This window comes from Mycobacterium sp. E735, assembly GCF_001666955.1.
Lineage (GTDB): Bacteria > Actinomycetota > Actinomycetes > Mycobacteriales > Mycobacteriaceae > Mycobacterium.
Window position 1 is genome coordinate 13457 of record NZ_LZIX01000242.1, and the last position, 26953, is coordinate 40409.

Annotated in this window: 30 protein-coding genes and 1 pseudogene; 22 read left to right on the forward strand and 9 right to left on the reverse strand. The window is 70.2% G+C overall.

Annotated elements, in window-relative coordinates; translation table 11 throughout:
• Nucleotides 1-11: 11 nt before the first annotated feature.
• Both A5704_RS19565 and A5704_RS19570 read right to left on the reverse strand, forming a co-directional pair.
• Nucleotides 12-1181, reverse strand: coding sequence for an ArsA family ATPase (locus tag A5704_RS19565; protein WP_067783353.1), 1170 nt, complete (start codon nt 1179-1181; stop codon nt 12-14).
• On the reverse strand, nt 1178-2200 hold the full coding sequence (locus tag A5704_RS19570; protein WP_067749574.1) for an ArsA family ATPase: 1023 nt from the start codon (nt 2198-2200) through the stop codon (nt 1178-1180). The genes A5704_RS19565 and A5704_RS19570 overlap by 4 nt, the downstream gene beginning before the upstream one ends.
• A 77-nt stretch (nt 2201-2277) precedes the next feature.
• Here A5704_RS19570 and A5704_RS28465 point away from each other — a divergent pair, with 77 nt between their 5' ends.
• From A5704_RS28465 to A5704_RS19580, 3 genes are read left to right on the forward strand one after another with little or no spacing between them, the layout of a single operon-like run.
• On the forward strand, nt 2278-2439 hold the full coding sequence (locus A5704_RS28465; protein ID WP_073871548.1) for a DUF4177 domain-containing protein: 162 nt from the start codon (nt 2278-2280) through the stop codon (nt 2437-2439).
• Complete coding sequence (locus A5704_RS19575) at nt 2440-2904, forward strand: RidA family protein (RefSeq protein ID WP_067749572.1); 465 nt, start codon at nt 2440-2442, stop codon at nt 2902-2904. It begins immediately after the preceding gene.
• On the forward strand, nt 2901-3695 hold the full coding sequence (locus A5704_RS19580; protein ID WP_067749569.1) for an MBL fold metallo-hydrolase: 795 nt from the start codon (nt 2901-2903) through the stop codon (nt 3693-3695). Before A5704_RS19575 ends, A5704_RS19580 begins: the two co-directional genes overlap by 4 nt.
• Before the next feature lie 228 nt (nt 3696-3923).
• Here the strand turns inward: A5704_RS19580 and crp are convergent, their stop codons facing one another.
• Both crp and A5704_RS19590 read right to left on the reverse strand, forming a co-directional pair.
• Complete coding sequence (gene crp, locus A5704_RS19585; RefSeq protein ID WP_044508824.1) at nt 3924-4598, reverse strand: cAMP-activated global transcriptional regulator CRP; 675 nt, start codon at nt 4596-4598, stop codon at nt 3924-3926.
• 98 nt (nt 4599-4696) lie between these two features.
• Nucleotides 4697-5092, reverse strand: coding sequence for a hypothetical protein (locus A5704_RS19590; protein ID WP_231969184.1), 396 nt, complete (start codon nt 5090-5092; stop codon nt 4697-4699).
• Between the two features lie 173 nt (nt 5093-5265).
• On the opposite strand from A5704_RS19590, the gene nth reads away from it, so the two are divergent.
• From nth to marP, 4 genes are read left to right on the forward strand one after another with little or no spacing between them, the layout of a single operon-like run.
• On the forward strand, nt 5266-5946 hold the full coding sequence (gene nth, locus A5704_RS19595; RefSeq protein WP_067749565.1) for an endonuclease III: 681 nt from the start codon (nt 5266-5268) through the stop codon (nt 5944-5946).
• Nucleotides 5947-5955: 9 nt separating this feature from the next.
• On the forward strand, nt 5956-6603 hold the full coding sequence (locus tag A5704_RS19600) for a TlpA disulfide reductase family protein (protein WP_067749563.1): 648 nt from the start codon (nt 5956-5958) through the stop codon (nt 6601-6603).
• A gap of 29 nt (nt 6604-6632) precedes the next feature.
• Nucleotides 6633-7448 (forward strand): CoA pyrophosphatase, encoded by an 816-nt coding sequence (locus A5704_RS19605; protein WP_067749561.1) that lies wholly within the window; start codon nt 6633-6635, stop codon nt 7446-7448.
• A gap of 11 nt (nt 7449-7459) precedes the next feature.
• A complete protein-coding gene (marP, locus tag A5704_RS19610; protein WP_156669930.1) occupies nt 7460-8653 on the forward strand; it encodes an acid resistance serine protease MarP in 1194 nt (397 codons plus the stop codon).
• Here the strand turns inward: marP and A5704_RS19615 are convergent.
• Together A5704_RS19615 and A5704_RS19620 are read right to left on the reverse strand one after the other, a co-directional pair.
• Nucleotides 8646-9599: an alpha/beta fold hydrolase gene (locus tag A5704_RS19615; protein ID WP_067749557.1), complete on the reverse strand. Its 954-nt coding sequence runs from the start codon at nt 9597-9599 to the stop codon at nt 8646-8648. The genes marP and A5704_RS19615 overlap by 8 nt on opposite strands.
• On the reverse strand, nt 9600-10127 hold the full coding sequence (locus tag A5704_RS19620) for a phage holin family protein (protein WP_067749555.1): 528 nt from the start codon (nt 10125-10127) through the stop codon (nt 9600-9602).
• Between the two features lie 330 nt (nt 10128-10457).
• Between A5704_RS19620 and A5704_RS19625 the strand changes: the two genes are divergently transcribed.
• Nucleotides 10458-11156, forward strand: coding sequence for a serine protease (locus tag A5704_RS19625; protein WP_156669929.1), 699 nt, complete (start codon nt 10458-10460; stop codon nt 11154-11156).
• A 6-nt stretch (nt 11157-11162) separates the two neighbouring features.
• Here A5704_RS19625 and acs read toward each other — a convergent pair whose 3' ends face one another.
• A complete protein-coding gene (gene acs / locus A5704_RS19630; protein ID WP_067749553.1) occupies nt 11163-13112 on the reverse strand; it encodes an acetate--CoA ligase in 1950 nt (649 codons plus the stop codon).
• A gap of 113 nt (nt 13113-13225) precedes the next feature.
• Between acs and A5704_RS19635 the strand changes: the two genes are divergently transcribed.
• Nucleotides 13226-13768 carry a DUF4232 domain-containing protein gene (locus tag A5704_RS19635; protein WP_082950330.1) on the forward strand — a complete coding sequence of 181 codons (543 nt, stop codon included), beginning with the start codon at nt 13226-13228 and terminating at the stop codon, nt 13766-13768.
• 6 nt (nt 13769-13774) lie between these two features.
• Here A5704_RS19635 and A5704_RS19640 read toward each other — a convergent pair whose 3' ends face one another.
• Nucleotides 13775-14554, reverse strand: coding sequence for a hypothetical protein (locus tag A5704_RS19640; protein ID WP_067890574.1), 780 nt, complete (start codon nt 14552-14554; stop codon nt 13775-13777).
• A gap of 73 nt (nt 14555-14627) precedes the next feature.
• On the opposite strand from A5704_RS19640, the gene A5704_RS19645 reads away from it, so the two are divergent.
• Genes A5704_RS19645 through A5704_RS19665 form a run of 5 tightly spaced genes read left to right on the forward strand, consistent with a single transcriptional unit; the run spans nt 14628 to nt 20428 of the window.
• Nucleotides 14628-16247 (forward strand): ABC transporter substrate-binding protein, encoded by a 1620-nt coding sequence (locus A5704_RS19645; RefSeq protein ID WP_067890567.1) that lies wholly within the window; start codon nt 14628-14630, stop codon nt 16245-16247.
• Between the two features lie 4 nt (nt 16248-16251).
• Entirely contained in the window at nt 16252-17178 is a 927-nt protein-coding gene (locus tag A5704_RS19650) for an ABC transporter permease (RefSeq protein WP_067749549.1), read from the forward strand.
• The gene (locus tag A5704_RS19655; protein WP_369807387.1) at nt 17144-18034 is read left to right on the forward strand and encodes an ABC transporter permease; all 891 of its coding nucleotides are present in this window, start codon (nt 17144-17146) and stop codon (nt 18032-18034) included. The genes A5704_RS19650 and A5704_RS19655 overlap by 35 nt, the downstream gene beginning before the upstream one ends.
• A complete protein-coding gene (locus A5704_RS19660; RefSeq protein WP_067890570.1) occupies nt 18022-19647 on the forward strand; it encodes an ABC transporter ATP-binding protein in 1626 nt (541 codons plus the stop codon). The genes A5704_RS19655 and A5704_RS19660 overlap by 13 nt, the downstream gene beginning before the upstream one ends.
• Before the next feature lie 22 nt (nt 19648-19669).
• Entirely contained in the window at nt 19670-20428 is a 759-nt protein-coding gene (locus A5704_RS19665) for an oxidoreductase (RefSeq protein WP_067749544.1), read from the forward strand.
• Nucleotides 20429-20866: 438 nt separating this feature from the next.
• Here A5704_RS19665 and A5704_RS19670 read toward each other — a convergent pair whose 3' ends face one another.
• Nucleotides 20867-21712, reverse strand: coding sequence for an HAD-IB family hydrolase (locus A5704_RS19670; protein ID WP_067749543.1), 846 nt, complete (start codon nt 21710-21712; stop codon nt 20867-20869).
• A gap of 481 nt (nt 21713-22193) precedes the next feature.
• Here A5704_RS19670 and ssd point away from each other — a divergent pair, with 481 nt between their 5' ends.
• The 8 genes and pseudogenes from ssd to A5704_RS19710 form a co-directional block, all read left to right on the forward strand.
• On the forward strand, nt 22194-23243 hold the full coding sequence (gene ssd, locus A5704_RS19675) for a septum site-determining protein Ssd (protein ID WP_067749585.1): 1050 nt from the start codon (nt 22194-22196) through the stop codon (nt 23241-23243).
• Nucleotides 23240-24400 carry a TadA family conjugal transfer-associated ATPase gene (locus tag A5704_RS19680; RefSeq protein WP_067749541.1) on the forward strand — a complete coding sequence of 387 codons (1161 nt, stop codon included), beginning with the start codon at nt 23240-23242 and terminating at the stop codon, nt 24398-24400. Before ssd ends, A5704_RS19680 begins: the two co-directional genes overlap by 4 nt.
• The gene (locus A5704_RS19685; RefSeq protein WP_067749539.1) at nt 24397-25200 is read left to right on the forward strand and encodes a type II secretion system F family protein; all 804 of its coding nucleotides are present in this window, start codon (nt 24397-24399) and stop codon (nt 25198-25200) included. The genes A5704_RS19680 and A5704_RS19685 overlap by 4 nt, the downstream gene beginning before the upstream one ends.
• The gene (locus A5704_RS19690; protein WP_197499127.1) at nt 25197-25793 is read left to right on the forward strand and encodes a type II secretion system F family protein; all 597 of its coding nucleotides are present in this window, start codon (nt 25197-25199) and stop codon (nt 25791-25793) included. Before A5704_RS19685 ends, A5704_RS19690 begins: the two co-directional genes overlap by 4 nt.
• Nucleotides 25794-25811: 18 nt before the next feature.
• Nucleotides 25812-26012, forward strand: a complete 201-nt coding sequence (locus A5704_RS19695) for a DUF4244 domain-containing protein (protein WP_067890577.1) — start codon at nt 25812-25814, stop codon at nt 26010-26012.
• A 23-nt stretch (nt 26013-26035) separates the two neighbouring features.
• A complete protein-coding gene (locus tag A5704_RS19700; RefSeq protein ID WP_082950329.1) occupies nt 26036-26338 on the forward strand; it encodes a TadE family type IV pilus minor pilin in 303 nt (100 codons plus the stop codon).
• A gap of 31 nt (nt 26339-26369) precedes the next feature.
• Nucleotides 26370-26660, forward strand: coding sequence for an Rv3654c family TadE-like protein (locus A5704_RS19705; protein WP_369807386.1), 291 nt, complete (start codon nt 26370-26372; stop codon nt 26658-26660).
• 58 nt (nt 26661-26718) lie between these two features.
• Nucleotides 26719-26953: pseudogene (locus A5704_RS19710) on the forward strand (diacylglyceryl transferase); the annotation flags it as partial.

Sequence of the window (26953 nt, forward strand, 5' to 3'; positions counted from 1 at the left end):
CATCGCTCCCGCTAGTGCAGGGGCCCCTGCGCCGCCGCGCGGGCCGCGTCGTCGCCAACCGGTGCGATCTGATCGGCGAGGGCGCGCAACGCTTCCAGGTCCGAGACGTCGAAGGGCAGCGACGGAACCCCGACGACGGGCACGTGCGGATTGGCCCCGGTGAACCGCGACAGCAACCTGATTTCCCGTTTCGCGGTCTGCGCACGGTCGGCATGAATCCTGAGCACGGCCGCGGCCAGCGACGCCGCCTCGGAGTCCGCTTCGGCCTCCAGCGTTTCGGTTCCGTCGATCGCCCGCTCGGCGGGAAGCGAGCACAACGTCGGGTGGGTGCGGTTCAAGACCAGCCCGGCGAGCGGCATTCCTTCGGTGGACAACCGGTCGACGAAGAAGGAGGCCTCGCGCAGCGCATCGGGTTCGGCCGCCGAGACCACGACGAACTGCGTGCCCCGCCGCTTCAGCAGCGCGTAGGTACGGTCGGCCTTCTCCCGGAAACCACCGAAGGTGGCGTCCAGCGATTGCACGAAGGCCGCCGCGTCGCTCAACATCTGTGAGCCGAGCACGGTTGACATCGCCTTCATCGCCAAACCCATTGCGCCGGTGACCAATCGGCCGATACCCCGGCCCGGCGCGAGCAGCAGTCGCCACAGCCTACTGTCCATGAAGCTACCCAGCCGCTTGGGCGCGTCCAGGAAGTCCAGCGCGTTGCGCGACGGCGGGGTGTCCACCACCACCAGGTCCCAGCGGTCCTCGGCCAGCAGTTGGCCGAGCTTCTCCATCGCCATGTACTCCTGCGTGCCGGCGAGCGAGCTGGCGACCGTTTGATAGAACTGGTTGTCCAGAATCGCTTGCGCGCGGCCGGTTCCGGAGTACTGGACCACCATTTCGTCGAACGTGCGGCGCATGTCGAGCATCATCGCGTGCAGCTCGCCGGGAACCTCCGGCGCCAACGGCACGCGCTGAGGGGTGTTGCCCAGGTCGTTGACCCCGAGCGCCTGGGCCAGCCGCTTGGCCGGGTCGATCGTCAAAACGCAGACGTTGCGGCCGTATTCGGCCGCGCGCAAGGCCATCGCGGCAGCAGTGGTGGTCTTGCCCACCCCGCCCGCGCCGCAGCACACCACCACCCGGTTGGTCGTGTCGGCCAGGATCGTGGCCATATCAAGCTTGTTCGGCGTGGTACTCATCGAACCCCCTGCTGCGCAAGCACTTCCGAAAGCTCATAGAGGCTGCCGAGGTCGACGCCGTCGGAGATCGTCGGCAGTTCGAGCCGCGGCACCTTCAACGCGTCCAGTTGTTGCGCGATCTCGGCTCGCGCGGCGATGACCGTCGCGTGCTCGATGGTTTCGGTCAGCAGGCCCGCGAAGTCGTTGTCATTCAGCTTGATCCCAGCCATTTCCAGCCCCGTCCGCACCGAGTCCGCGTCGACGTGTCCCTCGGCGGCCTTGGCCAGGTCGGCGGGCTGCAGGTACGAGGCGATGTTGCGGTTCACGATCACGCTGCCGATCGGCAGCTCCATCTCGGCGAGCTCCTCGATGGCCTCGAGCGTTTCCTGCACCGGCAGCGCCTCCAACAGGGTGACGAGGTGGATGGCGGTCTGCTCAGAGTGCAGCAGCTTCACCACGCCCTCGCTCTGCGAGTGCACCGGGCCGCCCTTGGCCAGATCCGAGACGGCCTTGGTGACGTCCAGGAAGCGGGCGATCCGACCCGTCGGCGGTGCGTCGACCACAACCGCGTCGTAAACCGGGGTCTTGGCCCCCTTGTTCAGCCGCACCACCGATTCCTTGATCTTTCCGGTCAGCAGCACGTCGCGCAGACCGGGCGCGATCGTCGTCGCGAATTCGATGGCGCCGATGCGGCGCATCGCCCGCCCGGCGATACCGAGGTTGTAGAACATGTCCAGGTATTCCAGGAAGGCCGCCTCGATGTCGATCGCCAGGGCGTTGACCTGGCCGCCGCGCTCGGCGGTCGCGATCTTGACCTCCTGGTAGGGCAGCGGCGGCACGTCGAAGAGCTGCGCAATGCCTTGCCGCCCTTCGACTTCCACGAGGAGAACCTTTCGGCCCCCGGCTGCCAGGGTGAGCGCGAGCGCGGCCGCTATCGTCGACTTGCCCGTGCCGCCTTTGCCGGTGACGAAATGCAGGCGGGCCTTCGACAACCGCGCCGGCCAGCCGACGGCGCTACCGCCGCTCGATATGTTTGCCACCTTCGCATGCTAGCCCGGCCGGCGCCGGGCCCCCGGGCAGGCCAGAGGCGTTCACACCCGACCGATAAGCTCGCGCCATGAGCCAACCGATCGCATGGGAATACGTCACGGTCCCGCTGCTGACGCACGCCACCAAACAGATCCTCGACCAGTGGGGCGCCGACGGTTGGGAACTGGTGTCCGTGCTGCCCGGGCCCACCGGGGAGCAACACGTCGCGTATCTGAAGCGCCCGAAGTAGATGACGGCGTCGGCCCGGCTCTCCGAACTCGGTGTCGCGCTGCCCGCGGTGGTGGCCCCGCTGGCCGCCTACGTGCCCGCGGTGCGGACGGGTGACCTGGTCTACACCGCCGGTCAGCTGCCGATGCAGGACGGACAGCTCGCCGGGACGGGTAAGGTCGGGGCCCACGTCAGCCCGGAAGAGGGCAAGGCGCTCGCGCGGATCTGCGCACTCAACGCCCTGGCCGCCATCGACTCGCTGGTGGGCATCGACGCGGTGACGCGGGTGGTCAAGGTCGTCGGCTTCGTTGCGTCGGCCCCCGGTTTCAACGGCCAGCCCAGCGTCATCAACGGGGCCTCCCAGCTGCTGGCCGAGGTGTTCGGCGATGCCGGCGCCCACGCGCGCTCGGCGGTCGGCGTGTCCGAGCTGCCCCTGGATGCGCCGGTAGAGGTGGAGCTGATCGTGGAGGTCGGCTCACGACCGTGACCGCCGCGCCCGAGTCGCTGAGCCACCCCGCCTACGGCAGGCTGCGGGCGGTCACCGAGACCGCCTCGGTCCTGCTGGCCGACAACCCGGGATTGCTGACCCTCGAGGGCACCAACACCTGGGTGCTTCGCGGCAAGGGCAGCGACGAGCTGGTGGTCGTGGACCCCGGCCCGGACGACGACGAGCACATCGACCGCGTTGCCGGGCTGGGCCGGATCACGCTGGTGCTGATCAGTCACCGGCACGGCGACCACACCGACGGTATCGACAAGCTCGTCGAGCGCACCGGCGCGACGGTGCGGTCGGCGGGCAGCGGGTTCTTGCGCGGCCTCGGCGGTCACCTGACCGACGGCGAGGTGATCGACGCGGCCGGCCTGAAGATCAAGGTGATGGCCACCCCCGGCCACACCGCCGACTCGCTGTCGTTTCTGGTCGACGACGCGGTGCTCACCGCGGACAGCGTGCTGGGCCGTGGCACCGCCGTCATAGATAAAGAAGACGGCAGCCTGGCCGACTACCTGGAATCGTTGCGGCGGCTCCGCGGCCTAGGGCCCCGCACGGTGCTGCCCGGTCACGGGCCGGACCTGGCCAACCTGGAGGCCGTCGCATCGGGCTACCTGGTGCACCGGCACGAGCGCCTGGAGCAGGTGCGCGCGGCGCTGCGTGACATCGGCGAGGACGCCACCGCGCGGCAGGTCGTCGAACACGTCTATGTGGACGTCGACGAGAAACTCTGGGACGCGGCCGAATGGTCCGTTCAGGCGCAGCTGAACTATTTGCAGCGAACCTGAAAATCTGCAGGAGAACTGCGAGTAAGGGCCTGCGAAATTACCGGCTCGGCGCAATTCCCGCGCGCTTACCTCGCTCGGGTTCGGATTCTCGCTCGGTTGCGCCCGCGCTCCGGGCGCGCTTACCTCGCTCGGGGTCGGATTCTCGCTCGGTTGCGCCCGCGCTCCGCGCGCGCTTACCTCGCTCGGGTTCGGATTTCTCGCTCGGTTGCGCCCGCGCTCCGCGCGCGCTTACCTCGCTCGGCGGGCCAGCCTTTCGGAGTCCGAAATCAGCACGCTCTTGCCCTCCAGGCGGATCCAGCCGCGGTGGGCGAAGTCGGCCAGCGCCTTATTCACCGTCTCCCGCGAGGCGCCCACCAGCTGGGCGATCTCCTCCTGGGTCAGGTCGTGGGTGACCCGCATGGCGCCACCCTCCTGGGTGCCGAAACGCTGGGCGAGCTGCAGCAGCTGCTTGGCCACCCGGCCGGGCACGTCGGTGAAGATCAGGTCGGCCAGATTGTTGTTGGTGCGGCGCAGCCGCCGGGCCAGCACCCGCAACAGCTGCTCGGCGATCTCGGGGCGGTCGGCGATCCACGCCCGCAGCGCGTCGCGGTCCATCGACACCGCGCGCACCTCGGTGATGGTGGTCGCGCTGGAGGTCCGCGGGCCCGGGTCGAAAATCGACAATTCGCCGAACATGTCCGACGGGCCCATGATCGTCAGCAGGTTCTCCCGGCCATCGGGTGAGCGACGGCCGATCTTCACCTTCCCGGAGACGATGATGTAGAGCCGATCGCCCGGCTCGCCTTCGGCGAAGACCGTGTGCCCACGGGGAAAGTCGACGGGTTGCAGCTGCTTGGTAAGCGCGGCGACCGCGCCCGGCTCAACCCCTTGGAAGATTCCTGCCCTTGCCAGGATCTCGTCCACATTGCCTCTTCAAAGTTTCAATGTTTGTGATACGGCCAGGTTAATCCCGTGCTCGCGTGATGAGTCTAGCGGTAGGACATTTTGTCCAACGTGCAACGCTACACACGATTGACGTGTCTAGTGGCCCTAAACTGCGGATTGATCCGCGAATGCGCGTGTATTCGCGTCGGCAATGTCAGCTCGGTGTGGTCGATGAAGCTGGCGGCAAACGACGGCGCGGCGTGGCGCGGCGCGGCCGTCAGCCCGGCCAGCGCGGCCTCGGCGAGTTCCCGGGCATCGCGGCGATGCAGGAGCTCCAGCGCCTCGGGCATGCCCTCCCGCGCCAACGTGCGCAGGTCCACGAGCTCGGTGTGTTCGTAAAGCTCGGTGACCGCGATCATCGCGACGTCCTCGCGGGCCAGCCCCCGTTCGAGCCGTCCCAAGCCGAGCGCCGCCAGCATCAGTAGCCCAGGAACGCAGGCCACCAGCAACCATGACACAAGGAGAGTAAACAGGGCCTTCAATCAACACGAGGTCTCGGCGAGATCACGAAATCAGTACTCTGTCGTAGGTGACAGCGGCAAAGTCGTCCGGGCGGGCGAAGTCGGCATCGGCCCCTGCGGGCGGTGACACCGGGCAACGGTGGGCCGAGGAGACCCGGGTCGGCCTGGTGCGACGGGCCCGCCGGATGAATCGGGCGCTCGCGCAGGCGTTTCCGGACGCGCACTGCGAGCTGGACTTCACCACGCCACTGGAGCTGACGGTCGCCACCATCCTGTCCGCGCAGAGCACCGACAAGAGGGTGAACCTGACGACGCCGGCCTTGTTCAAGCGGTACCCCAGCGCGCTGGACTACGCGCAGGCCGACCGCGACGAACTGGAAGCGCTCATCCGCCCGACGGGGTTCTTCCGGAACAAGGCGACCTCGCTCATCGGCCTCGGTCAGGCCCTGGTCGAACGGTTCGACGGCGAGGTGCCCTCCACCATGGAAGAACTGGTCACGCTGCCCGGGGTGGGCCGCAAGACCGCCAACGTCATCTTGGGCAACGCTTTTGGGGTTCCCGGCATCACCGTCGACACCCATTTCGCCCGGCTGCTGCACCGCTGGCGCTGGACCACCGACAAGGACCCGGTCAAGATCGAGCGCGCGGCGGGCGAACTGATCGAACGCAGCGAGTGGACCATGTTGAGCCACCGGGTGATCTTCCATGGCCGACGGGTGTGCCACGCGCGCAAGCCGGCCTGCGGGGTGTGCGTGGTGGCCAAGGACTGTCCGTCTTTCGGCCTCGGCCCCACCGAGCCGCTGCTGGCGGCGCCCCTGGTGCGCGGCCCGGAGACCGAGCACCTGCTGGCGCTGGCCGGCCTGTAGAGCACGGCCTTGACGCGCACCACGCGCTGGACGATCGCGATCCTCGCGGTGGTGGCGGCGTTGGTCGCGGCCCTGGTGGCCCAGCTGCGCGACCAGTCCGCGACGACGACCCGGCCCGGCACCGCGGTGAACGCGCCGGACCGTGAACACCGGGACGCCGACACGCCGGCGGCGCTGGCGGGGCCGCGGCAGCGGGCCGATCTGGCGCCCTGTCCGGGCGCCGGCGACGGTCCCGGACCGCCGGCGCTGCGGGGGATCACGGTCGATTGCGCGGCCGACGGCTCGGTCGTCGACGTCGCCCGCGCGCTGGCCGGGCGTCGGGTGGTCCTCAACCTCTGGGCGTATTGGTGCGCGCCGTGTGCGGCCGAACTGCCCGCGATGGCGGAGTATCAACGCCGGGCCGGGCCGGACGTGACGGTGGTGACGGTGCATCAGGACGAGAACGAGACGGCCGCGTTGCTGCGGCTGGCCGAACTGGGCGTTCGGCTGCCGACCCTGCAGGACGGCCGCCGCCGGGTCGCGGCGGCGCTCGGTGTCGTAAACGTCATGCCCGCGACGGTGGTTCTGCGGCCGGACGGTAGCGTTGCGCAGATGCTGCCGCGGGCCTTCGACAGTGCCGACGAGATCGCGGCCGCGGTCGGAAAAGACAAGGGATAAGCCGAAAATTGGACCGACTGGAGCGCCCGGTGAGTGTTGGGGGCACGCCCCCGCCCGCGGGCGGTGCGGCCCAGGGCGCCGCGCGCGGGGCGCTGCCCCTGACGCCCGACGCCTCCCCGCCGTGGCTGCGCCCCCTGGTCGATAACGTCGAGCGGATGCCGGAGGCGTACCGGCGCCGGCTGCCGGCCGACGTGCTGGCCTTAATCACCGGCAAGGCGGTATCGGCGCTGCGCGGCAGCGGCCGGGAAGCCGCCGTCCTGGTGTTGTTCTCCGGGCCGGAGTCCGCGCCAGCCGACGGCGGCGTCCCCGACGACGCCGACTTACTGGTCACCGTGCGGGCCTCCACGCTGCGCCACCACGCGGGCCAGGCCGCGTTCCCCGGCGGAGCCTCCGATCCGACGGACGACGGCCCGGTGGCCACCGCCCTGCGGGAAGCTCAGGAGGAGACCGGGATCGACGTCTCCCGGTTGCGCCCCCTGGTCACGATGGAACGCACGTTCATCGCGCCGTCGCGGTTTCACGTCGTCCCGGTGCTGGCCTACTCGCCGGATCCGGGTCCGGTGGCCGTCGTCAACGAGGCCGAAACCGCGATCGTCGCGCGAGTTCCGTTGCGCGCCTTCATCAATCCGGCCAACCGGCTGATGGTGTATCGGGGCGACCTCGGGCGCCGGTGGGCCGGACCGGCGTTTCTGCTGAATGAGATGCTGGTTTGGGGATTCACTGGCCAGGTGATTTGTGCGATGCTCGACGTCGCCGGCTGGGCCCAGCCCTGGGACACCACCGACGTCCGCGAATTGGACGCGGCGATGGCGCTGGTCGGCGACCAGGGTGGTGCCCACCGATGAACATGAACTCGATGACCCCGTCCCAGTGGCTGGACATCGCCGTGCTGTCGGTCGCCTTCATCGCGGCCGTCTCGGGCTGGCGGTCCGGCGCGGTGGGCTCACTGTTCTCGTTCGTCGGGGTGTTGCTGGGCGCGATCGCGGGTGTGCTGCTGGCGCCCCACCTGGTCAGCCACATCGCGGCGCCGCGGGCCAAGCTGTTCGCCGCCCTGTTCTTGATCCTCGCGCTGGTGGTCATCGGCGAGGTCGCCGGAGTTGTGCTCGGACGGGCGGTGCGCGGCGCGATCCGCAGCCGCACCATCCGCACGGTCGACTCGTTCATCGGGGTGGGCGTCCAGTTGGTGGTGGTCTTGACCGCGGCCTGGTTGCTGGCCACGCCGCTGACGCAGTCCAAGGACCAGCCGGAGCTGGCCGCCGCGGTCCGCGGCTCGCGGGTGCTGGCCCAGGTCAACGAGGTCGCCCCGCCGTGGCTGAAGACGGTGCCCAAACGGCTTTCGGCGCTGCTGAACACCTCGGGCCTGCCCGCGGTGCTGGAGCCGTTCAGCCGCACCCCGGTGATCCCGGTCGCCTCGCCGGACCCTGCGCTGGCCAACAATCCGGTGGTTCAGTCCACCGCGCCCAGCGTTGTCAAGGTGCGCAGCCTGGCGCCGAGTTGCCAGAAAGTGTTGGAGGGCAGTGGGTTTGTGGTCGCACCCGACCGTGTGATGACCAACGCGCACGTGGTGGCCGGCTCCAACAGCGTGCAGATCTACGCCAGCGGAAGCCCGCTGGACGCCACCGTCGTGTCCTACGACCCGTCGGTCGACATCGCGATCCTCGCCGTCCCCAACCTGCCGCCCCCGCCGTTGGCCTTCGCGCAGACCGAGGCGAAAACCGGTACCAGCGTCGTGGTGCTCGGTTATCCCGGCGGCGGCAACTTCACCGCCACCCCGGCCCGCATCCGCGAGGTCATCAAGCTCAGCGGCCCCGACATCTACCGCGACCCCGCCCCGGTCACCCGCGACGTCTACACCATCAGAGCCAATGTGGAGCAAGGGAATTCGGGCGGGCCATTGATCGACCTGAACGGTCAGGTGCTCGGCGTCGTGTTCGGTGCCGCCGTCGACGACCCCGACACCGGGTTCGTGTTGACGGCCGACGAGGTGAACAGTCAGCTCGCCAAGATCGGCGACACCCAACAGGTCACCACCGGCGCCTGCGTCAGCTGACCACGGAGTCCAGGAACCGCATCAAGTGCCGGTTGATTTCCTCCGGCGCCTCCTCGTGGCTGAAATGCCCTGCGCCGGCGACGGATACGTAACGCCCCTGCGGGGCATAACGCTGCGTCCGGTCGACCGGGTCGGCCAGTACGTAGGGGTCGGCCTCGCCGCGCAGGTGTAGCAGCGGCACGCCGAGCTGCCGGCTCATCGACTTCATGAATCGCCGGCCCTCATCACGCAGTTGGCTGCGCACCGCCCAGCGCTGATATTCCAGCGCGCAGTGCGCCGCCGAGGGAATCTGGATCGCCAGCCGCTGGTAGCGGATGGCTTCGGAAAAGTCTTCGGAGGCAACCCATTTCGCGCAGCTGCGGCTGCGGACGAGGCGCTCGATCTCGGCCCCGTTGTCGCGGGTCAGCAGCCGTTCCGGCCACACGGGCACCTGGTAGCGCAGCAGCGTCGCCAACAGCGCGTAACCCTGGTCGCGGCGGGTCAGCGTGGACCGGCGCAGGGCCGCGGGGTGCGGGGAACTGACCAGCGCGATGGCCGACACCAACCGCGCGTGCAGCAGCGCGGTGGCCCAGCACGCCAGCCCGCCGTCGGCGTGGCCGACCAGCGTCGCCGAGGAGTGGCCCAGCGCGCGGATGAGGCCCGCGGTGTCGCCGGCCAGCGTCCAGCCGTCGTAGCCCCGGGGCGGCTTATCGCTGCCGCCGTAGCCACGAAGGTCGACCGCGACCACCCGCGCCCCGGTCAGTCCCCGCAGCTGATGGCGCCACGACCACCAGAACGAACCGAAACCATGCAGCAGCATCACCAGCGGTCGGGCGGTGGGCGGCGCGGCCGAGTCGGTGTCGGCGGGCAGCGCCTCCACGACATGGAACCGGATCCCGTTGGCGTGCACGTCGAAATGCCGCCACGGCCCGTCGATGCGGGTTACCGACGGGTCCGGCGGTGCCATTTACCAACCCGACGGATCGGATTCGGGCTTCTCGTGCTTCCCACGCCCATCGAGCTGCCTGACCGCGCCCTGCGCCTTGTCGTGACCCGGGGTGAGTGCGGTGCGCGTCTCCTTGACCGACTCGATGGTCTCCCGCGGCCCGCGGATCCGGCGCACCTTGAGGAAGCCCAGCAGGGCCAGCACGGCCCCGACCACCACCTGAATTCCGAACACGATCAGGAAAGCCGCCCAGCGCCACAGCCAGGTGTCGAGCAGCTCGGCCACGAAGAAGAAGAAAAAGAAGGTGGAGTAGAACAGCACCACCAGCGCGGCGATGAAGAAGACGCTGCCGGTCAGGCCTTTCTTGACATCACGGGTGATCTCCGCGCGGGCCAGCTCCACCTCGGCGCGCACCAGCGTGGACACCTGGGTGGTCGCGTCCTTGATCAGGTCACCGATCGACGGCTCCGCGGGGCGGGCGTGCGGGTCGGCGAGGGGGATCGTGGTCAGGGTGCTGGGCACACCGTTCTTGCCATCGGCTTTGCTCACAGACGGTCCCCTCTTTCGTCACTGCCCGGCTCGCTGTCGTCGCGGTTCATGTTGCCATGCGCCGCCGGGCCAGACGAGGCCAGCCGAAGCCGGCCACGTCCGGGTCCGGGTCGACCAGGCCGTCTCCGGCCCGTCGGCCAACTGATACCCGATCGGAACGCGCCGAACCAGGCCCTTTGCCGGGAGCCCACGCGCGAGGCGGGCCGTTGCCGCATCACACCGCCCCGGGGCCATCGCCCCGCGGGCCGCGCTGGGCACGGCGGGCGAGGGGCCCGGCCGACTAGACTGGCCAAGCCGGTCCGGGTCCGGCCTGTCGATGGGAGTGGTGCTGTGCAGACGGCGCACCGGTGCTTCGTGGCGGCAATGGGGGCGGCGCTCCTGGTCCTGGTGGGCTACCCCGTGCGCGCCGCGGCCGCCGATGTCAGGATCCCGATGGGCGGCGGCGCCGGCATCGTCATCAACGGGGACACCATGTGCACCCTGACGACCATCGGGGGCGATACCGCCGGAGACCTGATCGGCTTCACTTCGGCGCACTGCGGCGGCCCGGGCGCGCAGGTCGCCGCCGAGGGCGCGGAGAACGCCGGCACCCTGGGCACCATGGTGGCCGGCAACGACAACCTGGACTACGCAGTCATCAAGTTCGATCCCGCGAAGGTGACACCGACGGCCAACTACAACGGCTTCGCGATCAACGGCCTGGGCCCGGACCCGGCCTTCGGCGAGATCGCCTGCAAGCAGGGCCGCACCACCGGGAACTCGTGCGGCGTCACCTGGGGCCCGGGCCAGGACCCCGGCACGATCGTCATGCAGGTGTGCGGGCAGCCCGGCGATTCCGGCGCGCCGGTGACGGTGAACAACATGCTGGTCGGCATGATCCACGGGGCGTTCAGCGACAACCTGCCGACCTGCATCATCAAGTACATCCCGCTGCACACGCCGGCCGTGGTGCAGTCGTTCAACGCGATCCTGGCCGACGTCAACGCCAAGCACCGGCCGGGCGCGGGGTTTACCCCGCTACCGGCCTGATCTGAGCTACTTCGCGGCCTGGATCGCGTCGAAAACGCCGGGGTCCAGCAGGGTCGATGTGTCTCCGAGTTCCCGCTTCTCGGCGACGTCACGCAGGAGCCTGCGCATGATCTTGCCGCTGCGGGTCTTGGGCAGTTCGGGCACCACGTGGATCTCCCGCGGCTTGGCGATGGGTGAGATCTCGCGAGCCACCTCGGCGCGCAGCTCGTCGACGATTCCGTCGTGCACCTCGTACTCGGCGCACAAGACGACGAACGCACAGACGGCCTGGCCCGTGGTCTCGTCGGTCTTGGCGACCACCGCGGCCTCGGCCACTCCGTGGTGGCCGACGAGCGCCGACTCCAACTCGGCGCTCGAGAGCCGGTGCCCCGACACGTTCATCACGTCGTCGATGCGGCCCACCACCCAGATGGCGCCGTCGCGGTCGTAATAGGCGCTGTCCCCGGCGAAATACCAGCCCTGCTCGGCGAACCGAGACCAGTAGGTCTCGACGTAGCGGTCCGGGTCGCCCCAGATGCCGCGCAGCATGGACGGCCACGGCTGGTCCAACACCAGGTAGCCGGTGACGTGTTCGCCGTGATGGACGGTGGGCGTCAGGTGTTCGCCGTGGTCGTCGACGATGCTCGCGGAGATGCCCGGCAGCGCCCTCATCGCCGAACCCGGTTTGGCCGCGGCGACGCCGGGCAGCGGGGAGATCATCGCCGCGCCCGTCTCGGTCTGCCACCAGGTGTCGACGATCGGCAGGCTGTCGGCGCCGATCACCTTGCGGTACCAGCGCCACGCCTCGGGGTTGATCGGCTCGCCCACGGTGCCCAGCAGTCGCAGGCTGGACAGGTCGTGCGCGTCGGGGATCTCGCGGCCCCACTTCATGAACGTCCGGATGAGCGTCGGCGCGGTGTAATAGATTGTGACGCCGTACTTTTCGATGATCTCGAAGTGCCGGTGCTGGGTCGGCGAGTCGGGCGTGCCCTCGTAGAGCACCTCGGTGACCCCGTTGGACAGCGGGCCGTAGACGCCGTAGGTGTGGCCGGTGACCCAGCCGATGTCGGCGGTGCACCAGAAGACGTCGCGTTCGGGCTTGATGTCGAAGATGTAGTAGTGCGTGTAGGAGCACTGGGTCAGGTAGCCGCCGCTGGTGTGCACGATGCCCTTGGGCTTGCCGGTGGTGCCGGAGGTGTACAGCAGGAACAGCGGCTGCTCCGCGTCGAAGGGCTCCGGCGTGTGTTCGGGCGACGCGTCGTCGACGACGTCGTGCCACCACACGTCGCGGTCGTCGTTCCACGACACGTCGATCCCGGTGCGCCGCACCACCAGGATGTGCTCGACGGGGCTCTCGGGATCGTCGACCGCCTCGTCGGCGGCGTCCTTCAACGGTGCGGGCTTGCCGCGGCGGAACTGCCCGTCGCTGGTGATCACCAACTTGGCCTGGGCATCGGCGATGCGGGCCCGTAGCGCCTTCGCGGTGAAGCCGGCGAACACCACGCTGTGCATGATGCCCAGCCGGGCGCAGGCGAGCATCGATATCACCGCTTCGGGGATCAACGGAAGGTAGATCGCGACGCGGTCGCCGGCGACCAGGCCCAGGGCGGTCAGCGCGTTGGCCGCCTTGCACACCTCGGCCTGCAGCTCGGAATAGCTCAGGCTGCGGCTGTCGCCGGGCTCGCCCTCCCAGTGGATGGCGACGCGGTCGCCGAGGCCGGCCTCGACGTGGCGGTCCACGCAGTTGTAGGCGACGTTGAGCTTGCCGTCGGCGAACCATTTCGCGAACGGCGCCTGCGACCAGTCGAGCACCTCGGTGAACGGCGTCGACCAGGAGAGCCGGTTCGCCTGTTCGGCCCAGAAGGCCAGCCGGTCCTCTTCGGCCTCGCGATACAACTCCTCGCCGGCGTTGGCCTGCTCGGCGAACGCCGGCGGCGGGGGATACGACGACGGGCCTACGGCGTCGGTGGTGGTCACTGGCTTCCTCCTAGTGTCGAGGCTCGTCAACCGTCAGAGCCTAACGCCGCAAGGTAAAAAGGGAAGCTTCAAATTCAGGTCGAACCGCAGCCCCATGACGGATAATCACCGGTGTGCCCGGCCAGCGGCGGCGCATCCGCCGACTCGTTCCCAGCTTCGCCGCGGCCGCAACGGTTTACGCGGCCGCCGCCCTGCCGGGGCCAGCGGCGTGGGCCGTCCCGATCGACACCGCCGACGCACCAACCCCGTGCTGGTCGGACCAGATCGCCGTCACCGCATCGCCGACCCAGGCCGCCGTGGGCCACCGCGGGGCCACGCTGGTGTTCAGCCTTGCCGGCGGCGCGGAGCCCTGCACGCTGACCGGATATCCCGGCGTCGACTCGGGGTCCGGCGGACCGCTGATCCACGCCCAGCCCACCCTGCGCGGCTACATGGGCGGCCTACCCGGCGGCGCCGACGTGCCGCCCACCGTGATCCTGTCCTTGTCCACCCAGGCGCAGGCCGTGGTGGAGGGGGTGGCCATCGACGCGAACGGCGAGCCGTGCCCGACCTACACCGATCTGCTGGTCAATCCGCCGGACACGACCGTCGTGCTGAGCGTGCCGGCCACCATCGACGCCTGCGCGCTGCAGGTGCATCCGGTGACGCCCGTCTGAGCGACGTTACGAGTCGGCCCTCGCCAGGCAATACACGCGGGCCGGCTCCGGGTAGCTGACGCCCTTTGACCCTTGCGGGCATTGGGTTTTGTCCGTGCTGCCATCGATGCGCTGCACGATTTTCACCTGTACCCGGTTTGAGTCGCCGCAGTCGCCCGGCCTCAGGCTCACGGCTTCGCCGTCGCTGATGTACAGATAGCAACGGCCCTGTTGCAGGTTGATGAGAAAGCACAGTGTCGTCGAGTGGTTGCTCGCACGCTCGTAGATCGAGTGCTCCCGTTTACCGTCGGGGCAGCTGTCCGAGGCATTCCCCTTGAACGCGAGTTCGTAAGTCGCCGCGGGGTCGCTACAGCCGCTGATCAGGCGGGCGTCGAAACGGTTTGCCCGGTAATCACTTTCGCTGATGCAATCGCCCACCCGCAGCAAGGACTCGTTCTTTTGGCTCGAGATCGCGCGTGCGGCGTGGCTGACGATCCCGAACCCGCCCAGCGCCACCAAGACCAAACCGACGGTGATCAGCGTGGTGGCGGACTTGCTCGTCCGCGGCCGCGGCGGGGCGCCGGGCGGGTAACCGGGATGGGGCCAACCGGGGTAGCCGATCGCCTGCGGTGGCGGGCCCGGGGGATACGGGTAGGCGGGCGGGGGTTGCTTTCGGCGGCCACGCGAGAGCTCCCACAGCCCGATCACCAGACAGATCAAGCCGGCCGTCGGGAGGCCGAGCAAGAACATCAGCCGGCCCGCGTGCACGGCGGAATCCTCGGCGGAGGCAAGATACGCGACGACCACCACGGGATCGTAGGTCGCCGAAGCCCGTGCGGGCACTTCACCGCCGCTGCGCGGCAGGCCCTAGGGTCGGGTCATGCACCGGATGCGGGCCGTGGCGGCCACCGTGGTCGTGGCGCTCGCCGCGCTCACGGGTTGCGGCGGCGGGGCCCTGAGCCCCGAGCTGGTGGTGGTCAACGGCGGGGAACCGCCGAACCCGCTGGTTCCGACCGGCACGAACGACAGCCTCGGCGGGCGAATCCTGGATCGGCTGTTCGCCGGCTTGGTGTCCTATGACGCCGCAGGCAAACCCTCACCGGAAGTGGCGCGGTCGGTCGAGACCACCGACAACGTGAACTACCGGATCTTGCTCAAGCCCGGCTGGAAGTTCACCGACGGCTCGCCGGTGACGGCCCATTCGTTCGTCGACGCGTGGAATTACGGCGCGCTGAGCACCAATGCCCAACTGCAACAAAGCTTTTTCAGCCCGATCGTCGGGTACGACGAGGTCGCCGCCCTGACCGCAGACGGGAAGCCGGCCCGGACCACCATGTCCGGGCTGCAAGTCGTCAACGATCTCGAGTTCGACGTGCGGCTCAAGGCGCCGACCGTCGACTTCACGTTGCGGCTGGGACACAATGCCTTTTACCCGTTGCCGGAAAGGGCTTTTCGGGACATGGCCGCGTTCGGCCGCAACCCGGTCGGCAACGGCCCCTACGAGTTGGCTGACGGTCCCGACGGGCCGGCCTGGGAACACAACGTCAAGATCGACCTGAAACCCAACCCCGACTACCACGGCAATCGCAAGCCCCACAACAAGGGCCTGCGGTTCGAGTTCTACGCCAACCTCGACACCGCCTACGCCGACCTGCTGTCGGGCAATCTCGATGTGCTGGACACGATTCCGTCGAGTGCACTCACAATCTACAAGCGTGACCTGGGCGGCAACGCGGCCAGTGGACCGGTCGCGGTCAGCCAATCGCTCGACACGCCACTGCGGCTGCCGCATTTCGGCGGCGAAGAAGGCCGGCTGCGCCGGTTGGCGTTGTCGGCTGCGATCAACCGGCCACAGATCTGCCGGCAGATCTTCAACGCCACCCGCAGCCCTGCCCGCGACTTCACCGCGAGCTCGTTGCCCGGATTCGATCCGCACATCCCGGGCAACGACGCATTGGACTTCAATCCCGAACGGGCCCGCCAACTCTGGGCGCAGGCCAACGCGATCTCGCCGTGGAGCGGGCGCTACTTGATCGCCTACAACGCCGACAGCGGCCATCAAGAGTGGGTGGACGCGGTGGCCAACAGCATCAAGAACGTGCTGGGCATCGACGCCGTCGGCGCGCCGCACCCCACGTTCGCCGGTTTCCGCACCCAGATCACCAACCGCACCATCGATACCGCGTTCCGCGCCGGCTGGATCGGCGACTACCCGTCGATGATCGAGTTCCTCGCCCCGCTGTACGCCACCGGAGCGGGATCCAACGACGTCGGATACTCGAACCGGGACTTCGACGCCGGCCTCGCCGCCGCCGAGGCCGCACCCGACCTGCAACAGGCGGACGTGCTGGTCAATAAGGCCCAGCGGATCCTGTTGCGCGACATGCCCGCCGTGCCGCTGTGGTACTACATCGCGGTGGTCGGATGGTCGTCGCCGGTGAGCGGCGTCAAGCTCACGTGGAACGGTCTGCCCGACTACGAGAACATCGGCAAGGCGTAACGGCATGGGTTCCTACATCGCGCGCCGGATCGCCGTCATGGTTCCCGTCTTCCTCGGCGCCACGTTGCTGATCTACGGCATGGTGTTCCTGTTGCCCGGCGACCCGGTGGCCGCGATCGCCGGGGACCGCCCGCTGACGCCCGAGGTCGCCGCGCAGCTTCGGGCCCGCTACCACCTCGACGACCCGTTCATCGTCCAGTACCTGCGCTACCTCGGCGGCGTCCTGCACGGTGACTTGGGCCGCTCCTACTCGGGGCTGCCGGTGAGCGACGTTCTCGCACACGCCTTTCCGGTGACTCTGCGGCTGGCGCTGATCGCCCTGGTCGTCGAAGCGGTGCTGGGCATCGGCTTCGGGGTGATCGCCGGGCTGCGCACCGGCGGGATCTTCGACTCGACCGTCCTGATCGCGGGGCTCGTCATCATCGCGGTCCCCATCTTCGTGCTGGGGTTCCTGGCCCAGTTCGTGTTCGGGGTGAAGCTGGGCATCGCACCGGTCACGGTGGGCGAGAGGTCGACGATCGGGCGCCTGCTGCTACCCGGCGTCGTGCTGGGTTCGGTGTCGTTCGCCTACGTGGTGCGGTTGACCCGGTCGGCGGTCGCCGCCAACGCGCACGCCGACCATGTCCGCACCGCCACCGCCAAGGGGTTGTCCCGGCCGCGCGTGGTGACCGTGCACATCCTGCGCAATTCGCTGATCCCGGTGGTGACGTTCCTGGGGGCGGACCTCGGGGCGCTGATGGGCGGAGCCATTGTCACGGAAGGAATTTTCAACATCCACGGCGTCGGCGGTGTGTTGTATCAGGCCGTCACCCGCCAGGAGGCGCCGACCGTGGTGTCGATCGTGACGGTGCTGGTGCTGATCTACCTGATCACCAACCTCGCGGTGGACCTGCTGTATGCCACGCTGGATCCGAGGATCCGGTATGGCTGAGCGCAGCGGCTTCTGGCGCGACACGTGGCGGGGGCTGCGCGGCCGGCCGAAGTTCGTCTTCGCCGGCCTGCTGATCCTGTTTATCGTTGCGGTCGCCACGTTTCCGGCGTTGTTCACCGGGGCCGACCCGAGTTACGCCGATCCCAGCCAGAGCCTGCTTCCGCCATCGGGCGCGCACTGGTTCGGCACGGACCTGCAAGGCCACGACGTCTACGCCCGCACCGTCTACGGCGCGCGGGCCTCGGTCACCGTCGGCCTGGGGGCCGCGGTGGTGGTGTTCGTCGTCGGCGGCGCGCTCGGCGCGCTGGCCGGCTTCTACGGGGGCTGGGTCGACACGCTGGTCTCCCGCGTCAGCGACGTCTTCTTCGGCCTGCCGCTGCTGTTGGCGGCCATCGTGCTCATGCAGGTCATGCACCACCGCACGGTGTGGACCGTCATCGCCATCCTCGCCTTGTTCGGCTGGCCACAGGTGGCCCGCATCGCCCGCGGATCGGTGCTCTCCGTGCGCGCCAGCGATTACGTGCTCGCCGCGAAAGCATTGGGGCTGAGTCGCTTTCAGATACTGCTGCGCCACGCGCTGCCCAACGCACTGGGCCCGGTCATCGCGATGGCCACCATCGCCCTGGGCGCCTTCATCGTCACCGAAGCCACGCTGTCCTACCTGGGCGTCGGGCTGCCGCCGACGGTGGTCTCCTGGGGTGGCGACATCAACCTCGCCCAGACGCGGCTGCGGGCGGGCTCGCCGATTCTGTTCTACCCGGCCGGCGCGTTGGCGATCACGGTCCTGGCGTTCATGATGATGGGTGACGCGTTGCGCGACGCCCTGGACCCGGCGTCCCGAGCGTGGCGGCCGTGACCGGCGCGCCGTTGCTGGCCGTCGAGGGGCTCAGAGTCAGCTTCGGCGATCACGCCGCCGTCCGCGGCGTGGACCTCACCGTCCTGCCGGGCGAAACCATCGCGGTGGTCGGCGAATCGGGATCGGGGAAATCCACCACGGCGGCCGCGATCCTCGGGCTGCTTCCCCCCGGCGGGCGGATCACCGCCGGGCGCATCGTCTTCGACGGTTCCGACATCGCCGGCGGCAACCGACGGACGCTGCGCGCCATCCGGGGGCGCGAGATCGGCTACATTCCACAGGACCCGATGAGCAATCTCAACCCGGTCTGGAAGGTCGGTTTCCAGGTCTCGGAAGCGTTGCGGGCCAACACTTCCGACCGGCGGACGCGGCGGCGCGCGGTCGAGCTGCTCGGTCAGGCCGGCATGCCGGACCCGGCGAAACAAGCGGGCCGCTACCCGCACCAGCTGTCCGGCGGCATGTGCCAGCGCGCACTGGTCGCGATCGGGTTGGCGGGCCGGCCGCGGCTGCTGATCGCCGACGAGCCGACGTCGGCGCTGGATGTCACCGTGCAGCGTCAGGTGCTCGACCACCTGCAGGGGCTGACCGCGGAACTCGGCACCGCGCTGCTCCTGATCACCCACGACCTGGCGCTGGCCGCAGAACGCGCCGGGTCCGTCGTCGTGATGCGCGAGGGCGCCGTGGTGGAATCCGGTGCGGCGCGGTCGATCCTGCGCGAGCCGCAGCACGAGTACACCCGGCGGCTGGTGGCCGCCGCGCCGTCGCTGACGGTGCGGAGCCCCGCCCGGCCGCGTCCGGCGGACGACGGCGGGTCCGACGCGGTCCTGGTCGCCTCGGAGCTGACCAAGGTCTACCGCGACTCGCGCGGTGTGCCGTGGAGACGGGCGGAAGTCATTGCGGTGGAGGGAGTTTCGTTCGGCCTGCGGCGGGCCAGCACCCTGGCGATCGCCGGCGAATCGGGGTCGGGCAAATCCACCCTGGCGCGAATGGTGCTCGGCCTGCTGGCGCCAAGCTCCGGCACCGTCGTCTTCGACGGCACCCGCATCGACGCCGCGCTGAGCCGGGACCAGCAACTGGCCTTCCGGCGCCGCGTGCAGCCGATCTTTCAAAACCCCTACAGCAGCCTGGATCCCATGTATACGGTGTTTCGCGCCATCGAGGAACCGCTGCGCATTCACCGCGTCGGCGACCGCCGGCAGCGCGGGCGCGCGGTGCGCGACCTCGTCGACCAGGTGGCCCTGCCGTCGTCGGTGCTGGGGCGGCTGCCCCGTGAGCTGTCGGGCGGCCAACGGCAGCGGGTGGCGATCGCCCGTGCGCTGGCACTGCGGCCCGACGTGCTGGTCTGCGACGAGGCGGTCTCCGCGCTCGACGTCCTGGTGCAGGCGCAGATCTTGGATCTGCTGGCCGACCTGCAAACCGAGCTGGGCCTCGCCTACCTGTTCATCAGCCACGACCTGGCGGTGATCCGGCAGATCGCCGACGACGTCTTGGTGATGCGCGCCGGCCGCGTGGTGGAGCGGGGCGCCACCGAGGAGCTGTTCACCCGCCCCCGGCACGAATACACCCGCCAGCTGCTGGAGGCCATCCCGAAGGCGCCGACACCCGATCGTTGAAGCCGGGATAGGTTGGCAACCTGTGACCGCCGATCCACTGGCCCCGCTGATGGAGTTGCCGGGCGTCGCCGAGGCCAGTGACCGGGCCCGCGACGCGCTGGGCCGCGCCCATCGCCACCGGGCCAACCTGCGGGGCTGGCCGGTGACCGCCGCCGAGGCGGCGTTGCGGGCCGCGCGCGCCTCGTCGGTGCTGGACGGCGGCCCCGTTCGGCTGGAGGACCTCGCCGATGCGGCGGTGGTCAGCGATCCGGTGTTCGGTGGGGCGCTGCGGGTGGCGCAGGCGCTGGAGGGCGGCGAGGGTCCGCTGGTCGGGGTGTGGCGGCGGGCCCCGCTGCAGGCGCTCGCGCGGCTGCACATGCTGGCGGCGGCCGACCAAGTCGACGAGGAGCGGCTGGGCCGGCCCCGCGCCGATGCCGGCGTCGGGCCGCGGCTGGAGTTGCTGGCGGATTTGGTGAGTGGTGGCACCGAGGCACCGGCGCCGGTGGTCGCCGCGGTCGCGCACGGCGAGCTGTTGACGCTGCGGCCGTTCGGCAGCGCGGACGGCGTGGTGGCCCGCGCGGTCTCGCGGTTGGTGACCATCGCCAGCGGGCTGGACCCGCACGGGTTGGGGGTACCCGAGGTGAGCTGGATGCGCCAGCCCGCCGACTATCGCGATGCGGCGCAAGGCTTTGCGGATGGAACTCCGGCCGGGGTGGGGGCGTGGCTGCTGCTCTGCTGCCGGGCGATGCGAGCCGGTGCACAGGAGGCGTTGACGATCGCGGAGTCGGTGTCGAGCCGGTAGCTGGATCGGTAGCCGGCGCCGGGCGAAAACACCGCCGGACAATGTAAAGCGGGCGACGTCCCGAAGGATTCGGTCCGCCGCCCGCTAACACGGAGCTCGGTTACCATGCGTGCATTTCGGGGCTGCGTGGGTTGGCCTCGGCGATCTTGCGATACTTCCGGTTGCAACCCCACCCAAAGGGCCGTCGACACCGTCCGTATTTCGCAATTACGCAGGCCCGCAACACTTCTGCCATTATCGCGGCTATGACTCCGCGTGGGTGCCGGGTTCCGTGCTGGGCGCCCGGTTCGGGAGAACGATCCTTCTCTTCCGGATCGACCTTGGCCTCATCGGGCTTCCGTGGTTCCTTTGTACTACTAGACCTCTAGCGCAGCAAGGCCCAATTTTGTTCGAAATCGCGCACCGATGCGGAAATGCGTTTGCTGCGAAACGCGGGGCCTAGAACGCGAAGCGGCGCAGCAGCGAATAGGTGACCGCGCCGGCGGCCAACGCACTGACGCCCACCGCGGCGGTCGTCGCGATCGCGGCGCCCGACGGTGCCGGGATGCGGTCGCGCAGCGACACCGGCCGGGAGAACGACAGCACCGGCCAACCGCGCTCGACGGCTTCCCGGCGCAGCCCACGGTCGGGATTCACCACGCTGGGGTGGCCGACGGACTCGAGCATCGGCAGGTCGGTGATCGAGTCGGAGTAGGCGTAGCAATGCTCCAGCGGGTAGCCCTCGCGGGCGGCCAGCTCGCGGATCGCCTGCACCTTGCCCTCGCCGTAGCAATAGAACGCTATCTCCCCGGTGTACCGACCGTCCTCGACGACCATGCGGGTCGCCATCGCGTGGGTGGCGCCAAGCGCACGGGCGATCGGCGCCACGATCTCCTCGCCGGAGGCGGAGACCACGACGACGTCGCGGCCGCACAATTTGTGCGCGGCGATCAGGTCCGCCGCTTCGGCGAACACCAGCGGCGTCACGATGTCGTGCAGAGTTTCGTTGACGATCGACTTGACCTGTTCCACGTCCCAACCGGCGACCATGTTCGTCATGTGGATGCGCATCCGGTCCATCTGGTCATGATCAGCACCGGAGAGCAGATAGATGAACTGGGCGTAGCTGGATTTGAGCACGGCGCGGCGGTTGAGCAGTCCTTGGTTGAAGAATGGTTTGCTGAAAGCCAGCGTGCTGGACTTGGCGATGATGGTCTTGTCTAAGTCGAAGAAGGCCGCTGTGCGGGCGCGGGGAGCGGTGGTAGCCGACGTGTGCTGCTCCTCGGCCGGGTCGAAGACGGTCACCGCCCCAGCATAGGTGGGTCGTCGGTCCGGGCTGCGGTTCTGGGACCGAAATGGCCGCTCAGCAAAGTGGGACCGACGGTAACGGCAGTGTTTTTGCGGCTCAACGTGTTCTTTCATAGAAAGAGCTATTGCGTTACCGCCGCTTGTCATGTGTATAGTAAGCATTACTCGGCCTGAGCCGAGGGTGTATCAGCCCGACCCCCCGGGGCTGATGCACGACGACCCTCGCCTCCTCCCCCCCTGGCGGGGGTCGTCCCTTTTCTGGGGTAAATTCCGCCGACACCGGGCCGCCTGGCGTGGCCGTCCGATTGGTTGCGGGCTTTCCGCATCGTGTGCGCCGCCCGACGTGTTTGTGCACACTCGCGTCTCTCTCCACAAATCCGCAGTTTGGGACTGGTGTCCAATATCGCGGGCCCGCAGAGTGGGGCACGTGACGAGCACCTCGCAGGCCGACGCGACGGCTCCCGCGGGCGTGCTCGCGATGCTGGCGGACCCGGAGCTGCGCCGCGACTTGGAGCGCGTGGCCGCGGCCGTCGGCGTCCGGGTAGTCCATGCCGGTGGCGTCGTGAGCCGCAAGACGTGGTCGGCGGCGGCGGCCGTCGTGCTGGACGAGGCGGCGGCCGAACGGTGCGGGCGGGCGGCGCTGCCCCGCCGCGCTCACGTGACCGTGCTGGCGGCGGCCGACCCGGCGACCTCGACATGGACGGCGGCCGTCGCCGTCGGCGCCGAGCACGTGCTGCGGCTGCCCGAGCGGGAGCGTGACATGGTGCGCGCGCTCGCAGAGGCGGCCGAATCGTCGCGCGACGACGGGACTCGCGGCGCGGTGGTCGCGGTCATCGGGGGATGCGGCGGGGCCGGCGCCTCGACGCTGGCGGTCGGCTTGGCGCACGCGGCGGCGGACGCGCTGCTGGTGGACCTCGACCCATGGGGCGGCGGGATCGATCTGCGGCTTGGCGCCGAGAACGCGGCGGGCTTGCGCTGGCCGGACCTGGCGCTGCAGGACGGCCGGCTCAGCTGGTCGTCCGTGCGGGCGGCGTTGCCGCGGCACCGGGGCATCAGCGTGCTCTCCGGCACCCGGCGCGGATACGAGCTGGCGGCCGGCCCCGTGCACGCCATCGTCGACGCCGGCCGCCGCGGCGCGGTGACGGTGGTCTGCGACCTGCCGCGCCGTCTCACCGATGCGGCGCACGCCGCGCTGGATGCCGCCGACCTCGTCGTCGTGGTCAGCCGCTGCGACGTGCCGGCGTGCGCCGCGACGGGTGCGCTGGCGCCGGTGCTCGCCGCGGTCAACCCCAACGTGGGATTGGTGGTGCGCGGTCCATCACCGGGTGGGTTGCGGGCAGCCGAGATCGCCGAGATCGCCGGGCTGCCGTTGCTGGCGTCGGTCAAAGCACAGCCCCGGGTCGCCGAGCAGCTGGAGCGAGGCGGCCTGCGTCTGGGGCGGCGATCTACGCTCGCGGCGGCGGCTCGGCAGGTGCTGGCGGTGCTGCCGCGCGCGTCGGGGCCGGCACGAAAAGGCGAGGCCGCGTGAGTGGTTCGCTGATCGACCGGGTACGGGAGCGGCTGGCCGCCGAATCCGCGCCGCTGGGGGCCAACGTCGTGGCCGCCGCCATTCGGGCCGAGTCGGGCGGCATGCTCGGCGATACCGAGGTGCTGGCCAACCTGCGGGTCTTGCAGACGGAGCTCACCGGCGCCGGCATCCTCGAGCCGTTGTTGTGCGCCGACGGCACCACGGACGTGTTGGTCACCGCGCCCGACGCGGTCTGGGTTGACGACGGAAATGGCTTGCGGCGCACGCAGGTCCGGTTCGCCGACGAAGCGGCGGTGCGGCGCCTGGCGCAGCGGCTGGCGCTGGCGGCCGGTCGCCGGCTGGACGACGCGCAGCCGTGGGTGGATGGCCAGCTGACCGGGATCGGCGCCGGGTTCGCGGTGCGATTGCACGCCGTGCTGCCGCCGGTGGCGGCCGCGGGCACGTGCCTGTCATTGCGGGTGCTGCGGCCGGCCAGTCAGGACCTGGCGGCCCTGATCGCGGCGGGCGCGCTGGCGCCCGAGGCCGCCGCGATGGTCGCCGACATCATCGCCGCCCGGTTGGCCTTCCTGGTGTGCGGCGGAACAGGAGCGGGCAAGACGACGCTGTTGGCGGCGATGCTCGGCGCGGTCGCGCCCACCGAGCGGATCGTCTGCGTCGAGGATGCCGCCGAGCTGGCGCCCCGGCACCCGCACCTGGTGAAACTCGTCGCGCGGTGCGCGAATGTCGAAGGCATCGGCGAAGTTCCGGTGCGCCAGCTCGTTCGCCAGGCCCTGCGGATGCGGCCGGACCGCATCGTGGTCGGCGAGGTGCGGGGCGCCGAGGTGGTGGACCTGCTCGCGGCGCTGAACACGGGCCACGACGGGGGAGCGGGCACGGTGCACGCGAACAACCCGGCCGAGGTCCCCGCCCGGCTGGAGGCGCTGGGCGCGCTGGGCGGTCTCGATCGCGCGGCGCTGCACAGTCAGCTCGCCGCGGCCGTGCAGGTGCTGTTGCACGTCGCGCGCGACCGCAGCGGGCGGCGCAGGCTCGGCGAGGTCGCCGTTCTTCGCCAGGTCGCGGGGCGGGTGCGGGCGGTCACCGTGTGGCGTGCCGACGAAGGCATGACCGACGAAGCCGAGCTCTTACACCGCGTGCTGCGGGGCAGGTTGCCGGCATGAACGGCCCGGCCACCGGTGCGCTGCTGTTGGCGCTCGCGCTGCTCGTGCTTCCGGCGTCGCCGCGGCGCCGCCTGGCGCCGATGGCGTCGAACCGCCGGTGGCGCCCGGTCGCCGGGCCACGCGAGGCGGCTTGCCTTGCCGTGGTCGCCGTGGGTGCGGCCGCGGTGTTGTTACCGCTGACGACGGTGCTCGCCGTCGCGGTGGTCGGCACGACCGCGAACCTGCGCTATCGCCGCCGCCATCGCACCCGGTGCGCCCAGCGCGAGGGGCAGGCGCTGGAAGGTGCGCTCGACGTGCTCGTCGGTGAGCTGCGTGTCGGCTCCCACCCGGTGCGCGCGTTCGGGGTGGCTGCCGGCGAAACCGCCGGTGCGGTGGCGGAGTCGTTTCGGGCGGTCGCGGCCCGGGCCAGGTTGGGGGCCGACGTCGCGGCCGGCCTACGCGCCGCGGCGAAATCGTCGGCCCTGCCCGGGCATTGGGATCGCCTCGCGCTGGGCTGGCAGCTGGCCAGCCAGCACGGTCTGGCGATCGCCACCCTGATGCGCGCCGCGCAGCGCGATATCGCCGAGCGGCAACGATTTTCGGCCCGGGTGACGTCGAACATGGCCGGCGCGCGGGCGACCGCGGCGATCCTGGCGGGTCTGCCGGCGCTCGGCGTGCTGCTGGGCGAGCTGATCGGCGCGCGACCGTTGGCCTTCCTGTTCAATGGGCGCGCGGGTGGCTGGCTGTTGGTGGTGGGTTCGGCGCTGGCGTGTGGCGGCCTGTTATGGGCCGACCGCATCACCGATCGGCTCGGGTCGTGACCACGGCGGCGGTGTTGCTGGCTGTGGCGGCGTGGATCGGTCCGGGCCCGGCGCTGGTGCGAACGCGGGCGCGCGCACCGGTCCGCCGGCATCGGCCGCGCCCGGGGCGCGGGATGGCGAACGGCCCCGACCCGTTGGCGGTCGCGTCCTGTCTCGACGTGCTGGCGGTGTGCCTGGGCGCCGGCATGGCCGTGGCCGCCGCCGCGTCCGCCGCCGCGGCGTCCGCCCCGCCCGCGCTGGCCCGCGTGCTGCGGCGCGCCGCCGACCTGCTGGCGTTGGGCGCCGATCCCGTTGTCGCCTGGACGATCTCGCCGGATCGGCGGCCGCACGAGGCCGACGCGCAGGTCGAGGCGTTGCTGCGGCTCGCTCGGCGTTCGGCGGCCTCGGGTGCGGCGCTGGCCGAGGGAGTCGCCGAGTTGGCCGAAGACTCCCGGCACGGTGCCGCGCACGCGGCCACCTCCGCCGCCGAACGCGCCGGGGTGCTGATCGCCGGGCCGCTCGGGTTGTGTTTCCTGCCGGCGTTCGTGTGCCTGGGAATCATTCCCGTGGTGGCGGGGCTCGCCGGCGAAGTCTTTCAATCGGGATTATGGTGAAGAGAAAGGGAAGCATTGCTGCACAACATTTTTCGGGCGCTGATCGCGCGCCTGACGGTCGTGGTGTCCGACGAGTCGGGCATGTCCACGGTCGAATACGCCATCGGCACTGTGGCGGCCGCCGCCTTCGGTGCGATTCTGTACACCGTCGTCACCGGGGACTCCATCGTGTCGGCGCTGACCAACATCATCGGTCGCGCGCTCAACACCAAGGCCTGACCGGCAGTGCGGGCGCCAGCACCGTGGAGGCGGCCCTGGGCGTCGCCACCCTGGTGGTCGTGCTGGTGCTGTGTCTGGCCGGTGTCACCGCCGTCTCGATGCAGGTTCGCTGCGTGGACGCCGCTCGCGAAGCCGCCAGGCTCGCCGCGCGCGGCGACGACCGCTCAGCCCTCAACGCGGCCCGCCGCATCGCCCCCGGCGGGGCGCGGGTCGAGGTGCACCGCGAAGGTGAATTCCTGGTTGCCACCGTCGTCGCGCGCTCGAAGGTGTTGCCGGCGCTCGACATTGCCGCCAAGGCGGTCTCGGCGGCGGAGCCGTCGGGATGATCGGGGCTCGGCCACCCTGGTCGCGGCCTGGATGGTGGCGGTGTTGCTTGGCGTCGCGGGTGCCGGCGCTTACCTGGGTGCGGTGGTGGTGGCGCGTCACCGCGCACAGGCGGCGGCCGATCTGGCCGCGCTGGCCGCCGCGGCCCGGCTGCCGTCCGGAGCCGATGCGGCCTGCGCCCGCGCGACGGCGGTGGCCCGGCGGATGCGGGCCGACGACACCGGGTGTGCGGTGGACGGCCTGGATGTGGTCGTCACGGTCCGCGTGGCGGTCTTCGGCAGCGCGGCGAGCGCCGCCGCGCGGGCGGGCCCGGCCACCGGCTGACGCGGTCCCGACGTAATAGTCTGTCGGCGTGGTGCCGCACTGGCGGATCGGTTCGGTGATGCTGCCGATGCACGGTGTCTTCGTGGCGCTGGGCGTCCTGGCCGCCGCGGTCGTGTTCATCGCCGAAGCCCGCCGGCGCGGAGAGGTCAACGAGCAATCGCTGGTCGCGGTGACCGGCGCCCTCGTCGGCGGCGCGGTGGGAATGCGCCTGTCCGGCTGGGCCGAGCACCTGGACCTCCGCCTCAACCCGACGATGTTGCAGGCGTGGGAATTCGGGTCGCGCAGCATTCTGG